1 pseudogene is annotated in these 223 nt (G+C 40.8%); it reads right to left on the bottom strand.

Going from position 1 to position 223, the window contains the following annotated elements:
* A pseudogene (locus HMPREF2637_RS10975) lies at positions 1-223 on the bottom strand (IS110 family transposase); the annotation flags it as partial.

Raw genomic sequence — 223 nt, 5'->3', positions numbered from 1 at the left:
TTTGATGTAGACTGACGGATGATAGCTCTTAATGCGGCGTCATCCAACTCCAGTACAAAACTATTACATGGAAAAGTCATGACCAAGTTCCAATATTGTTCCCCAGTTGGTGACGACAAGATGTTTTCCAATTCAGGAAAAGTGACCTGTAAAACCTTGTGTAGACGGTTTTTAGCGCAGACAATATCTTCAGTAAGATTCTGATAGAAACGGCTAAGGTCTC

Source organism: Streptococcus sp. HMSC065H07 (genome assembly GCF_001837325.1).
In the GTDB taxonomy this organism is placed as follows: Bacteria; Bacillota; Bacilli; order Lactobacillales; family Streptococcaceae; genus Streptococcus; species Streptococcus salivarius_H.
This window is presented reverse-complemented; position numbering and strand designations above follow the sequence as displayed.